This is a genomic window from Micromonospora endophytica (assembly GCF_003236305.1).
Classification (GTDB): domain Bacteria; phylum Actinomycetota; class Actinomycetes; order Mycobacteriales; family Micromonosporaceae; genus Micromonospora; species Micromonospora endophytica.
Genome location: NZ_POTX01000172.1, coordinates 1 through 13,822 on the forward strand (window position 1 = coordinate 1; position 13,822 = coordinate 13,822).

Annotated in this window: 10 protein-coding genes and 1 pseudogene; 8 read left to right on the plus strand and 3 right to left on the minus strand. The window is 70.7% G+C overall.

Translation table 11 applies throughout. From position 1 onward, the window contains the following. Positions 1–385 (minus strand): annotated as a pseudogene (locus tag C1I93_RS21555) (transketolase); the annotation flags it as partial. Between the two features lie 175 nt (positions 386–560). Between C1I93_RS21555 and C1I93_RS21560 the strand changes: the two are divergent. Continuing rightward, a complete protein-coding gene (locus C1I93_RS21560) occupies positions 561–2,210 on the plus strand; it encodes an alkaline phosphatase D family protein (RefSeq protein ID WP_111245110.1) in 1,650 nt (549 codons plus the stop codon). A gap of 16 nt (positions 2,211–2,226) precedes the next feature. Here the strand turns inward: C1I93_RS21560 and C1I93_RS21565 are convergent, their stop codons facing one another. Next, positions 2,227–2,631, minus strand: a complete 405-nt coding sequence (locus C1I93_RS21565; protein WP_181445271.1) for a YjbQ family protein — start codon at positions 2,629–2,631, stop codon at positions 2,227–2,229. 211 nt (positions 2,632–2,842) lie between these two features. Here C1I93_RS21565 and aceE point away from each other — a divergent pair, with 211 nt between their 5' ends. The 3 genes from aceE (at position 2,843) to C1I93_RS21580 (ending at position 8,019) form a co-directional block, all read left to right on the plus strand. After that, positions 2,843–5,587, plus strand: a complete 2,745-nt coding sequence (gene aceE / locus C1I93_RS21570; protein ID WP_111245112.1) for a pyruvate dehydrogenase (acetyl-transferring), homodimeric type — start codon at positions 2,843–2,845, stop codon at positions 5,585–5,587. Between the two features lie 198 nt (positions 5,588–5,785). After that, positions 5,786–7,075 (plus strand): choice-of-anchor B family protein, encoded by a 1,290-nt coding sequence (locus C1I93_RS21575; RefSeq protein ID WP_111245113.1) that lies wholly within the window; start codon positions 5,786–5,788, stop codon positions 7,073–7,075. After that, on the plus strand, positions 7,072–8,019 hold the full coding sequence (locus tag C1I93_RS21580) for a DUF8832 domain-containing protein (RefSeq protein WP_111245114.1): 948 nt from the start codon (positions 7,072–7,074) through the stop codon (positions 8,017–8,019). The genes C1I93_RS21575 and C1I93_RS21580 overlap by 4 nt, the downstream gene beginning before the upstream one ends. 98 nt (positions 8,020–8,117) lie before the next feature. Here C1I93_RS21580 and C1I93_RS21585 read toward each other — a convergent pair whose 3' ends face one another. Next, on the minus strand, positions 8,118–8,564 hold the full coding sequence (locus C1I93_RS21585) for an SRPBCC family protein (protein WP_111245115.1): 447 nt from the start codon (positions 8,562–8,564) through the stop codon (positions 8,118–8,120). Between the two features lie 186 nt (positions 8,565–8,750). Here C1I93_RS21585 and C1I93_RS21590 point away from each other — a divergent pair, with 186 nt between their 5' ends. From C1I93_RS21590 to C1I93_RS21605, 4 genes are all read left to right on the plus strand, one after another. Beyond that, complete coding sequence (locus C1I93_RS21590) at positions 8,751–10,097, plus strand: GH1 family beta-glucosidase (protein ID WP_223256336.1); 1,347 nt, start codon at positions 8,751–8,753, stop codon at positions 10,095–10,097. Further along, positions 10,094–11,365 (plus strand): MFS transporter, encoded by a 1,272-nt coding sequence (locus C1I93_RS21595; protein ID WP_111245116.1) that lies wholly within the window; start codon positions 10,094–10,096, stop codon positions 11,363–11,365. The genes C1I93_RS21590 and C1I93_RS21595 overlap by 4 nt, the downstream gene beginning before the upstream one ends. Positions 11,366–11,442: 77 nt before the next feature. Then, on the plus strand, positions 11,443–12,852 hold the full coding sequence (gltX, locus tag C1I93_RS21600) for a glutamate--tRNA ligase (protein ID WP_111245117.1): 1,410 nt from the start codon (positions 11,443–11,445) through the stop codon (positions 12,850–12,852). Between the two features lie 269 nt (positions 12,853–13,121). Then, positions 13,122–13,769 carry a hypothetical protein gene (locus C1I93_RS21605; protein WP_111245118.1) on the plus strand — a complete coding sequence of 216 codons (648 nt, stop codon included), beginning with the start codon at positions 13,122–13,124 and terminating at the stop codon, positions 13,767–13,769. Positions 13,770–13,822: the final 53 nt, after the last annotated feature.

The following is a 13,822-nucleotide window of genomic DNA, read 5'->3' on the forward strand; positions in this document are numbered from 1 at the left end:
GATCGGGGGTCTCGTCGGGATCGGGCGGGTCTTCGGCACCGAACCGCAGGCCGGCGGCCTGGGCGGCACGGACGCAGTAGAACGCGCCGGAGCGGTAGTGCAGCAACGCGGGGTCGGTGGGACGCAGGGCCGCCGCCAGTGCGGCGTTGGCCTCGTGGCCGGCGGAGCCGATGGTGTAGTAGCCCTCGCCGAAGCTGCGCAGCCAGCGGCCGGCGAGGTCAAGCTGCCGGCTGGTGACCTGGGCGTCGAAGAGGTCCAACAGTTGGGCACCGGTAAGCGCGGCACCCTCGGCCACCGGCTGGGTCGAGTCGGCGCGGTGGCCCGGCTCGGAGAGCGCGGCCAGCGACTCCCGGAACCGGTCATCGAGATCCTGCGGCGTGGTCACGTCGACAGCATTACCGACCAGAGCACACCTCGCCCACCGGAGCACACCGGACCCGAAGGTCGCAGCGACCCATGTTCGGCAAAGGGCGGCAGGAAGCAGCCCTTTCCTTCACCCGGCATTCATCGACGGAGGCGATTCTCGTCGGGTCGATCACGTACCCGACCTGGGAGGCAACGTGTCGCTCTCTCGCCGTACCGTCCTGCTCAGCGGCCTGGCGGCTGGCGCCGCAGGTGCCACCGCCGCCGCGCTGCCGGCCTCCGCCGCCACGACCGGCCCGGTGCGCCGGTTGCCGTACCCGTTCACGCTCGGGGTGGCCTCCGGAGACCCCGATCACGAGGGTTTCGTGCTCTGGACCCGGCTGGCGCCACAGCCGCTGGCCGAGGACGGCCTCGGCGGCATGCCGGCCCGGTCCGTGCCGGTGCACTGGGAGGTCGCCGTCGACGAACGCTTCCGGCGGGTGGTACGCCGGGGGACGGTCGAGGCGCGCCCGACAAGCGGGCACAGCGTGCATGTCGAACTCGGCGGGCTGTTGCCCGGCCGCGAGTACTTCTACCGGTTCCGCGCCCAGCAGCACCTGTCGCCGGTGGGCCGGACCCGCACCGCACCGTCGCCGTGGAGCATGCCCGCCGCGCTGGCCATGGGCTTCGTCTCCTGCTCGCAGTACGAGCACGGTTACTTCACCGCGTACCGGCGGCTGGCCGAGACCGAACCGGAGCTGATCCTGCACCTGGGCGACTACCAGTACGAGTACGCGAAGGGCGGCTACGTCGCGCCGGGTGGCAATCCGCGTGATCACGAGGGGCCGGAGACCCGGACCCTGGCGAACTACCGGCAGCGACACGCCCAGTACAAGACGGATCCGGATCTCCAGGCGGCGCACGCGGTCGCGCCGTGGGCGGTGGTCTTCGACGACCACGAGGTGGAGAACAACTGGGCCGGTGACACTCCCGAGGCACCCGACCCGGAGTTTCCGGCTCGGCGAGCTGCGGCCTTCCAGGCGTACTACGAGAACATGCCGCTGCGGCGGACCTCGCTGCCGCGCGGTCCCGGTATGCAGCTCTACCGGCGGCTGCGGTGGGGTCGGTTGACCACCGTCCACCTGCTCGACACCCGGCAGTACCGCGACGACCAGGCGTGCGGGGACGGGTACCAGTCCTGCCCGACGGCGCTCGACCCGGCCCGGTCCATCCTCGGCGCCCAGCAGGAGGCCTGGCTGCTCGACGGGTTCCGGCGCTCCTCAACCCGCTGGGACCTCCTCGCCCAGCAGGTCTTCTTCGCGCAGCGCGACCGCGACGCCGGGCCGCTCACGGTGACCAGCATGGACGCCTGGGACGGCTACGTCGCGTCCCGCGACCGGATCACCCGTGGCTGGCTGGCCGCCGGGGTCCGCAATCCCGTGGTGCTCACCGGGGACGTGCACGCGCACTGGGCCAGCGACCTCAAGCTGGACTACGCCGATCCCACCGCGCGCACGGTCGGCAGCGAGCTGGTCTGCTCCTCGATCACCTCCGGCGGGGACGGCGCCGACTCGGCCACCGGCTCGCACCCGTGGTTGCCCTGGAACCCGCACCTGCGTTTCCACAACAACCTGCGCGGATACGTCCGCACCACGATCACGCCGAAGCAGTTGGCCGCCGACTTCGACGTGCTGCCGTTCGTGAGCCGGCCGGACGCCGAGGCGCACACCCGGGCCCGGTTCGTCATCGAGGACCGCCTTCCCGGCCTTCACCTGACCAGGGACAACCCGCTTTCCGCCGGCCGCACCAGCACCTCGCCCGCCGACGTCGACCAGCAGACGGTGGAGGCCGAGACCCGCCGCCCCTGACGGTCAGCCCTGACGGTCAGCCGGGGAGGAAGGAGAGGCGGACCTGGCGGGTGGGGTTGTCGCCGTTGGTGTCGACCAGGCAGACGGACTGCCAGGTGCCGAGGGCGAGCCGGCCGCCGAGGACCGGGAGGGTCGCGTACGGGGCGACGAAAGCGGGCAGCACGTGATCGCGGCCGTGTCCCGGTGAGCCGTGCCGGTGTCGCCATCTGTCGTCGGTGGGCAGCACGCCGTCCAGCGCGGTGAGCAGGTCGTCGTCCGAGCCGGCGCCGGTCTCGATGATGGCCACCCCGGCGGTGGCGTGCGGCACGAACACGTGCAGCAGTCCGTCGCCCTGGCCGGAGACGAACTGCTCCGCCTCGGCGGTGATGTCCCGGACCGTCGGCCGGGAACCGGTCCGGACGGTGATCACCTCACTTCGCATACCGCACATCCTGCCCCAGCTTGGCGGGATCTCGCTCGCCGGAGCGGTCCGCGGGCGATATCCCGCCGGCATCCGGCGGGCAACCAAGATAGTTACTGGCGGGTACGTGTGTCGAGCGTCGCGGTTGGGACGGGTGGAGGTGACGACGAGTGCCATGACGGGGCAGGATGGGCGCTAGAGACCTATCCCACACACAACCGAGGGAACGCCTGTGGCTACGGAACGCAAGCGCCCGGTGATCACGGCCGGCCTGCCGAGCCAGCTTCCGGACATCGACCCAGACGAAACCAGCGAATGGGTCGAGTCGCTCGACGGTGTCATCGACGAGCGTGGCACCAAGCGGGCGCGCTACGTGATGCTACGTCTGCTGGAGCGCGCCCGTGAGCGCCAGGTCGGGGTGCCGTCGCTGACCACCACCGACTACATCAACACCATTGCGCCGGAGCGTGAACCGTGGTTCCCCGGCGACGAGCATGTCGAGCGGCGGATCCGGGCGTACATGCGGTGGAACGCGGCAATGCTGGTGCACCGGGCGCAGCGCCCGGAGATCGGCGTCGGTGGGCACATCTCCACCTTCGCCAGCTCCGCGTCGCTCTACGAGGTGGGCTTCAACCACTTCTTCCGGGGCAAGAACCACCCGGGCGGCGGGGACCAGATCTTCTACCAGGGCCACGCCTCCCCCGGCATGTACGCGCGGGCGTTCCTCGAGGGCCGGCTCAGCGAGAGCCAGCTCGACGGCTTCCGGCAGGAGCTGTCGCACCCCGGCGGCGGGCTGCCGTCGTACCCGCACCCGCGGCTGATGCCGGACTTCTGGGAGTTCCCCACGGTCTCCATGGGGCTGGGCCCGCTGAACGCGATCTACCAGGCCCGGTTCAACCGTTACCTCCAGCACCGGGGCATCAAGGACACCTCCGACCAGCACGTATGGGCGTTCCTCGGGGACGGCGAGATGGACGAGGTGGAGTCGCTCGGCGCGATCGGGGTGGCCGCCCGCGAGGAGCTGGACAACCTCACCTTCGTGATCAACTGCAACCTCCAGCGGCTCGACGGGCCGGTGCGCGGCAACGGCAAGGTGATGCAGGAGCTGGAGGCGTTCTTCCGGGGCGCCGGCTGGAACGTGATCAAGGTGGTCTGGGGCCGGGAGTGGGATCCGCTGCTCGCCGCCGACACCGACGGCGCGCTGGTCAACCTGATGAACACCACCCCCGACGGCGACTACCAGACCTACAAGGCGGAGTCCGGGGCGTACGTCCGGGAGCACTTCTTCGGCCGCGACGCGCGGACCCGCAAGATGGTCGAGGGGCTCACCGACGACGAGATCTGGAACCTCAAGCGCGGCGGGCACGACTACCGCAAGCTCTACGCGGCCTACAAGGCGGCGACCGAGCACACCGGTCAGCCGACGGTGATCCTGGCCAAGACCATCAAGGGCTGGACGCTCGGCTCGCACTTCGAGGGCCGCAACGCCACGCACCAGATGAAGAAGCTGACGCTGGAGGACCTGAAGACCTTCCGCGACCGGCTCTACCTGGACATCCCGGACTCGGCGCTGGAGGAGAACCCGTACCTGCCGCCGTACTACCACCCGGGCGAGAAGTCCGAGGAGATGCAGTACCTGCACGAGCGGCGCCAGCAGCTCGGCGGTTACCTGCCGACCCGGCGTACCAGCGCGAAGTCGCTGGCCATCCCGGGCAGCGACCGCTTCGCCGACATCAAACGCGGTTCCGGCAAGCAGAAGGTGGCCACCACGATGGCCTTCGTCCGGCTGCTCAAGGACCTGATGAAGGACAAGGAGTTCGGCAAGCGCTGGGTGCCGATCATCCCGGACGAGGCGCGCACCTTCGGCCTGGACTCGATCTTCCCGACCGCCAAGATCTACTCGCCGCACGGCCAGCGGTACACCTCCGTCGACCGGGAGCTGTTCCTGTCGTACAAGGAGTCGACCACCGGGCAGATCCTGCACGAGGGGATCAACGAGGCCGGTTCGGTCGCCTCGTTCACCGCCGCCGGCTCGTCGTACGCCACCCACGACGAGCCGATGATCCCGATGTACATCTTCTACTCGATGTTCGGGTTCCAGCGCACCGGTGACGGCTTCTGGGCGGCGGCCGACCAGATGGCGCGCGGCTTCGTGCTCGGCGCCACCGCCGGTCGCACCACGCTCAACGGCGAGGGCCTCCAGCACGAGGACGGCCACTCCCTGCTGCTCGCCGCCACCAACCCGGCGGTCGTCGCGTACGATCCGGCGTTCGCGTTCGAGATCGCGCACATCCTGGAGAACGGCCTGCACCGGATGTACGGCGAGGAGCAGGAGAACGTCTTCTACTACCTCACCGTCTACAACGAGCCGATCCACCAGCCGGTCGAGCCGGAGGGCGTGGACGCCGAGGGCATCGTCAAGGGCATCTACCGCTACTCCCCCGCTCCGGCGGTGGAGGGCGACGCCCCCCGGGCGAACCTGCTCGCCTCCGGCACCGGCATGCAGTGGGCGCTCAAGGCGCAGCAGCTGCTCGCCCAGGACTGGGGGGTGGCCGCCGACGTCTGGTCGGTGACCTCCTGGACCGAGCTGCGCCGGGACGCGGTGCAGTGCGAGGAGTACAACCTCCTCCACCCCGGCGCGGAGCAGCGGGTGCCGTACATCCAGCAGAAGCTGGCCGACGCCGAGGGGCCGAAGGTCGCGGTCAGCGACTGGATGCGGGCGGTGCCGGACCTGATCTCCCGCTGGGTGCCCGGTGACTGGACCTCGCTGGGCACCGACGGCTTCGGCCTGTCCGACACCCGGCACGCGCTGCGTCGGCACTTCCACGTCGACGCCGAGTCGGTCGCGGTGGCCACGCTGCGGCAGCTCGCGCTGCGCGGGGCGGTACCGGCGCACGTACCGGCCGAGGCGGCCAAGAAGTACGCCATCGACGACGTCAACGCCGCCCCCGTCGGCGAGACCGGCGGCGACAGCTAGGCGCTCGGTCGACAGCCTCGGGCAGACCGGGGCGGAGTTCGGGCCCGTGGGCCCGGCGTGGTGCTCTGCCACGCCGGGCCCTTTCGCATGCCGCCGATATGACACGTTCGATATCGACGACGGCTTTCTGCCGTAACAAGAGCGCATCCAGAATGATCGATAGTCGCGCGCACCGGCGCGCGACGGGAGGGAGCGCACATGCGAATCGTCCGGATCTGCCTCACCCTGGCCGTCGGCGCCCTGGCGGTGTCGACGCTCGGGCCGGGATCGCCGTCCGTGGCGCACGATCCCGCCACCCCGGCCGGGCGAGCCTCGGCGCAGGAGTTCATGGCTCAGCGCGAACCCACTCAGCAGATGGTCGCCGCAGCCGCGGCCACCTGCACGAACGGCCAGGCGGCGGGCTACCCGTGCCGCAACGTGGACCTGCTGTCGTTCATGCCGCTGGCCGACATCGGCGGCAGCCAGGCCAACGACATCTGGGGCTGGACCGACCCGCAGACCGGCAAGGAGTACGCGCTCGTCGGTCGCCGCAACGGCACATCCTTCGTCGACGTCTCCAACCCGACCGCCCCGGTCTACCTGGGCAACCTGCCCGCATACCAGAACCGCACCGCGGTCTGGCGGGACATCAAGGTCTACCGGGACCACGCGTACGTGGTGGCGGACGTCTCGGGCCATGGCATGCAGGTGTTCGACCTGACCCGGCTGCGCGGCGTCACCGCACCGCAGACCTGGACGACAAACGCCCAGTACAACCAGTTCGGCAACGCGCACAACATCGCGATCAACGAACAGACCGGCTACGCGTACGCGGTGGGCACGAACACGTGCAGCGGCGGCCTCCACATGATCGACATCCGGACCCCGAAGTCCCCGGCGAGCGCGGGCTGCGTCAGCAACGACGGCTACACCCACGACACCCAGTGCGTGGTCTACCAGGGCCCCGACACCGCGTACAGCGGGCGCGAGATCTGTGTCAGCTCGAACGAGGACACGGTGACCGTGGTCGACGTGACGAGCAAGTCCGCACCCCGGCAACTGAGCCGCATCGGTTACACCGGGCGGGCGTACACCCACCAGGGCTGGTTCACCGAGGACCAGCGGTACTTCCTGCTCGACGACGAGTTGGACGAGTCCCGGCGCGGGGTCAACACCCAGACGTACATCTGGGATCTGGCCGACCTGGACGCGCCCCGGCACATCGGCACCTACAGCGCCCCCAGCGGGGTGGCCGCCACCGACCACAACCAGTACGTCAAGGGCAGGTACAGCTACCAGGCCAACTACCGGGCCGGGCTGCGCATCCTGGACCTGGGCAACGTGGCCGGCGGCCAGGCCACCGAGGCGGGCTTCTTCGACATCTACCCGTCGAGCAACAGCGCCTCGATGAACGGGGCGTGGAGCACCTACCCGTACTATCCGAGCGGCATCGTCGTGGTCAGCGGCATCGAACAGGGACTGTTCGTGCTGCGGCCCCGATTGTCGTGACCTCCACCAGGCAGTGGCCGGCGGCAGTGTCCGCCGGCCCGGTCGACGGGGCGCCCGAACCGGGGCGCCCCGCACCCGACGATCCGATCATCCCGGCAGCGTCGTCCGGCCGGGGAGCGCGGTACGCCGCCACGGCGCTGGTGCTCGCCCTGACCCTGGCGGTCGGCTTCTTCGCGGGCCGGACGGGTACCACCGCCGCCGCTCCGGCGCGACCGGTGCCCTCCGGAGCCGGCGCGCACGCGAACCACGGGCCGGGTGGGCTGGAGGTGGCCCGCGCGGGCTGGTCGTTGGCGTTGGACACGCCGAAGCTGGCCGCGGGCGAGCCTGGCGAACTGGCCTTCCGGATCACCGACCCGACCGGTGCCACGCTCACCGCGTTCGCGGAGAACCACGAGCGGCGGATGCACCTGATCCTGGTCGGCCGCGACCTCGCCGGCTATCAACACGTGCACCCGCAGATGTCGCCCGACGGCACCTGGCGCGTCACGGTCACCCCGGCTGCGCCGGGCCCGCTGCGGGCGATCGCCGACTTCTGGCCGCTGGGCGCACCGGCCGGGGTCACCCTCGGGGTGGACGTGCCGGTCCCGGGCCGGTACGCGGCCGAGCCGCTGGCGCCGCCCGAGGAGACCGTCCTGGTCGACGGCTACACCATCACCCTCGACGGTGGGCTGCGCGCGGGCGAGTCCAACCAGGTGCTGGTATGGCTCGGTCGAGACGGTCAACCGGTGAACGACCTGCAACGGCACCTCGGCGCGTACGGGCACCTGGTCGCGTTGCGGCAGGGCGACCTGGCGTACCTGCACGTGCACCCGGCCGCTGCCAGCCAACCCAGCTCGGTGGTGGCGTTCGGCGTCACCGTGCCGTCGGCCGGGACCTACCGCCTGTTCTTCGAGTTCCGGCATCTCGACGAGGTACGCGTCGCGGAGTTCACCGTGGTCGTGTGATCGTCGACGGCCGATGCGGACAGTGGTGGCGGCCCGGGTGCACCTGGTAGGGGCACTCGGGCCGCCACCGTTCGCGGGTGACGCCGGGACGCGACCCGTCAGCCGACGGCGGCCAGGTCGGTGAGTCGGGCCAGCGAGTCCTCCAGGTCGGCGCCGACCCGACGCAGGCCGAGGCGGAGCAGAGCGGCCTTGACCGGGCCGGCCGGCCAGCGGACGACGATGAGCCGTACGACCGTCCCGCTCTCCGCTTCGTCCGGGGTGAGCTGGACGTAGATCTCGGTGCGCGCCTCCGCTCGGGCACCGGCGCCCTTGGCGCGTTCGCGCCAGCCGATCAGGGTCGGCTCCTGATAGGCGATCACCTCGGCCTCATGTGCGGCGCCGCGTCCGGCCTGGACCAGTTGCCGCCGACCGAAGCCCTCTCCCGAGAGCACCTCGGCCGCGCGGACTCCGGCGAGCCAGGCCGGCAACTGCTCGGCCCGCTGCACCACGTCCCAGACCACTTCCATCGGCGCCGCCACGTGCGCGCTGCGTTCCACGAGGATCATTTCCGTCTTCCTCCGGTGCGGACATCCCACGATATCGGCACTCTATGCGCAAAAACGGACGTATATGGACGGGTTTGCCAAAGACACGCCGAAAGCTATTGATTCCGGCCATCGATCGGCCTATAGACCGGAGGCCGGACGCCCCCTAGAGTTCCGAACACATTTCGCGTTTCGCTGGGAGGGCGTATGCCGCACGCACCGATGCCCGAGTTCCCCACCGGATTCCGCTGGGGCGTCTCCACGTCGGCCTACCAGATCGAGGGTGCCGCCGACACCGACGGGCGCGGGCCGTCCATCTGGGACACCTTCGCCGCCACGCCGGGCCGGATCGCCGACGGCAGCAGCGGCGCCGTGGCCTGCGACCACTACCACCGGTACGCCGAGGACACCGCCCTGATGGCCGGGCTGGGGGTCACCGCGTACCGGTTCTCGGTGTCCTGGCCCCGGGTGCTGCCCACCGGCGCCGGCGCGGTCAACGCCAGCGGGTTGGACTTCTACGACCGTCTTGTCGACGGTTTGCTCGCCAACGGCATCGACCCGGTCGCCACGCTCTTCCACTGGGATCTTCCGCAGCCGATCGAGGACGCCGGCGGCTGGCTGAACCGGGACACCGCATACCGCTTCGCCGAGTACGCCGACCTGGTCGCCGCCCACCTCGGCGACCGGGTGAAGCTCTGGATCACCCTCAACGAGCCGTTCATCCACATGAGCCTCGGTTACGGCACGGGCGAGCACGCGCCGGGCCGTACCCTGCTCTTCGACTCCTTCCCGGTCGCCCACCACCAGCTCCTCGGCCACGGCCTCGCGGTCGGCGCGCTGCGCGCCCGCAGCGGCAGCCCGGTCGCCATCGCCAACAACTACTCGCCGGTACGACCGATGGGCGACAGCCCGGCCGACCACGCGGCGGCGGCGGCCTACGAGGCGCTGCACAACCGCCTCTTCACCGACCCGCTGCTCGGCCGGGGCTATCCGGAGCTGGGCTTCGACCAGGACGTGGTGCGCGACGGCGATCTCGACGTGATCGCCGCCCCGCTCGACGTGCTGGGGGTCAACTACTACAACCCGACCGGGGTACGCGCACCCGAGGCGGACTCACCGCTGCCGTTCGCGCTGGTGCCATTGGAGGGTTACCCGCGTACCGCCTTCGACTGGCCGGTGGCCCCGGACGGGCTGCGCGAACTGCTCGGCTGGCTGCGCGACCGGTACGGTCCCGACCTGCCGCCCATCCAGATCACCGAGAGCGGCTGCGCCTACGACGACGAGCCCGACGCGCAGGGCCGGGTGAGCGACCCGGACCGGATCGCCTACCTGGACGGCCACCTGCGGGCGGTGCACGCCGCCATCGCCGACGGTGTCGACGTGACCGGCTACTTCGTCTGGTCGCTGCTGGACAACTGGGAGTGGGCCGAGGGCTTCACCAAGCGCTTCGGCCTGGTGCACGTCGACTTCCCCACCGGGCGGCGTACGCCCAAGTCGTCGTACGCCTGGCTGCGCGAGATGATCGCGACAGCCGGACCGGATCCGCTGCGGTGACCACCGTCGACCCGACGCCGGCCTCGCTGCCGGCGGCGCTGGCCGAGCCGACGGTGCCGGTGCGGCGCGGATGGATCGCGCTGCTGTTCGCCGCGAACCTCGGCGTCTGGATGGCGTTCTTCACCCCGATCCAGGTGCTGCTGCCCCAGCAGCTCGGGCAGATCGCGCCGGCGAACAAGGAGACCATGCTGGCGGTGGTCACCGGGATCGGCGCGCTGGCAGCGGTGATCGCCAACCCCCTCGCTGGGGCGTTGTCCGACCGCACCTGCCTGCGCATCGGCCGGCGTGAGTTCGGTCGCCGGCACGTCTGGACCCTCGGCGGGGCGCTGCTGGCCGCGTTGGCCCTGATGCTGCTCGCCCAGGCGCAGACCGTGCTCGCGGTGGTGGTCGGCTGGGTCGCCGCGCAGGTCTGCCTGAACGCGATGCTGGCCAGCCTGACCGCCGCCGTACCGGATCGGGTGCCGGTGGTGCAGCGCGGCGGCGTCTCCGGCTGGGTGGGCATCCCGCAGGCGCTCGGGCTGGTGCTCGGGGTCGTCCTGGTCACCGCCGTGTTCACCGGCACCGCCGCCGGCTACCTGGCCATCGCCGTGGCCATCCTGCTGCTGGCGGTGCCGTTCGCCCTGCGTACGACGGACGACCCGCTGCCGCGTACGCACCAGCCGGCGCTGCGCGGCCTGGTCCGCACGATGTGGGTGTCGCCGCGGCAGCACCCCGACTTCGGCTGGGCCTGGATCACCCGCTTCCTGGTCCAGCTCGGCAACGCCCTGGGCACCCTCTATCTGCTCTACTTCCTCACCGACGAGGTCCGGGTGGCCGACCCCGAAGGTGGGCTGCTCGTGCTGATCCTGGTCTACACCGCCGGGCTGATGGCGACCACGGTGGTCGCCGGCCGGCTGTCGGACCGGTCCGGCAAGCGGAAGGTGTACGTGATCGCCTCCGGGGTGGTGATCGCGCTGGCGGCGCTGCTGCTCGCCATCGCACCCACCTGGCCGGTGGCGGTGGTCGCCGCGCTGCTGCTCGGCGCCGGCTACGGGGTGTACCTGTCGGTGGACGCCGCCCTGATCACCCAGGTGTTGCCGAGGGCCACCGACCGGGCCAAGGACCTCGGAGTGATCAACATCGCCAACTCCGCGCCCCAGGTGCTCGGCCCGGCCATCTCCGCCCCGATCGTGGTGTACCTGGGCGGTTACCCGACGCTGTACGCGACCACTGCCGCGGTGACCCTGCTCGGCAGCGTGCTGGTGCTGAAAATCCGCTCCGTACCGTGAGTGATGTTAGGAGGGGTCCCCTGTACAACACCAGGCGATAACAGGGGGCCCCTCCTTGCATCTGTAGGCTGGGGGGCGTGACGGTACGTGTGCGCTTCGCCCCCTCCCCCACCGGTATGTTCCACGTCGGTGGCGCCCGCTCGGCGTTGCAGAACTGGATCTACGCCAGGCAGCAGGGCGGGGTGTTCGTGCTACGCATCGAGGACACCGACGCCGCGCGCAACAAGCCGGAGTGGACCGAGGGCATCCTGTCGGCGCTGGACTGGATCGGCATCGAGCGGGGCAGCTACGAAGGCCCGTACTTCCAGTCCTCGTACGCCGACGAGCATCGCGCCGCCGCCGGCCGGCTGTACGAGTCGGGCCGGGCGTACTACTGCGACTGCACCCGGGAGGCGGTCCAGGCCCGCACCGGTAACCAGTACACCGGCTACGACGGGTACTGCCGCGACCGGGGGTTGCCGCCGGGCGAGGGGCGCGCGTTGCGGTTCCGCACCCCGGACGAGGGCACGACGGTGGTCACCGACCTGATCCGGGGCGAGCCGACCTTCGAGAACAAGCTCATCGAGGACTTCGTCATCGCCCGCGGTGACGGCTCGCCGGTCTTCCTGCTGGCCAACGTCGTGGACGACATGACGATGGGGATCACCCACGTGATCCGGGCCGAGGAGCACCTGCCCAACACCCCGAAGCAGCAGCTGCTCTGGGACGCCCTCGGGGTGAAGCCGCCGATCTGGGCGCACGTGCCGGTGGTGGTCAACGAGAAGCGGCAGAAGCTCTCCAAGCGGCGCGACAAGGTCGCCCTGGAGGCGTACCGGGACGAGGGCTACCTCGCCGACGCGATGCGCAACTACCTGATGCTGCTCGGCTGGGCGCCGTCGGGTGACCGCGAGATCGTGCCCTGGTCGGTGATCGAGGACGAGTTCCGGCTGGACGAGGTCAACCCGTCACCGGCGTTCTTCGACGAGAAGAAGCTGCGCGCGTTCAACGGCGAGTACATCCGGGCGCTGCCGGTCGAGGAGTTCATCGCGGCCTGCCAGCCGTGGCTCACCGGCACCGGCACGATCGCGCCGCCGCCGTGGCAGCCGGAGGAGTTCGACGCGGACGCCTTCGCCGCGGTGGCGCCGCTGGCCCAGACCCGGATCGCGGTGCTCAGCGAGATCGTGCCGAATGTCGACTTCCTCTTCGTCGCCTCGCCGCTCATCGACGAGGCGGCCTGGGCCAAGGCGATGAAGGAGGGTTCGGCGGAGCTGCTCGACGACGCCATCGCCGCGTTCGAGGCGGTGCCGTCCTGGGACGCCGCGACGCTGAAGGCCACCTTGGAGGCGGTCGGCGCGGCACGCGGCCTCAAACTCGGCAAGGCGCAGGCGCCGGTACGGGTCGCAGTGACCGGACGCACCGTCGGACTGCCGCTGTTCGAGTCGCTGGAGGTGCTCGGCGCCGAGCGCACCCTCACCCGGTTGCGTGCCGCCCGTGTCCGCCTGTTCTGACGGCGATGTCCAAGGGGTGGAGCGGCTCCCCGTCCTTTGCCTCGGCGTTGCCAGGGCAGGGTAAGCTCCGCCCCGCTGGTCCGCGACCGCTCTCTGTCGAGTCGCGATCCCAGATAGTTCCAATTACTGTTCCACCAGCTGCAACCGATCGACGTTCCGCGGAGTCTTTCAGGTGGGAGCCCGTCCTGTGGGCACGGTCACCACCGTCGATCCGCTCTGGCGCGTGACCTGTGCAGCACAGCCACCATCGAACGGGGCGAGGAGGCGGCATGGTCCGACGAGTGAGGCGACTGGCCGCGGTGGCGTTGGGTGGTGTGGCGGCGGTGCTGCTGTCGTTGACGGTCGCCGAGCCGGCGAAGGCGGCGCCGAAGCCACCGGCCGGGGTGGACATCACCGGGCACGGGCTGGCCGAGCCGTTGCGGCTGCGGGCCGATTCTCACCCCGCACACGTGAGCGCCCTGCTGGAGCAGGTCGACTTCCGGGAATTGGTGCGCCAGTCGGCCAAGCCGAAGGCGGCCACTCTCGGTCCGAAGTACACCATCGTGGTGCTGGCCGGTGACGTTCCGAAGCAGACGTACGACCTCTATCCGGGGGCGGCGGGCGGGCCACGGATCCACCGGCCGGCCAAGCAGCCGGAGGGACGCAAGACGACCGCGGCGTGGTTCCTCGGCCGGATCAACATGTCCGAGACGCTGCGTACCGCGGGTGTGCCGCTGGAGCGCACGATCGAGGCGCTCAGCGGCGGGACCGGCGGGGGTGAGCGGATCATCCCGGAGGAGGCGCTCAATCCCGCCCGGGATATCAACGAGGCTTTCGGCGACCTACGCCGCCTGCTCCTGCTGAACGTCGCGGTGATGGTGGTGATCACCCTGGGGCTGGCCGGGATCGCGCTGCTGATCCGCCGCCGCACCCGCTGACCGGCCCCTCAGGCCACCCAGCCCAGACCCGCACCGCCCGCACGAACCCGCAC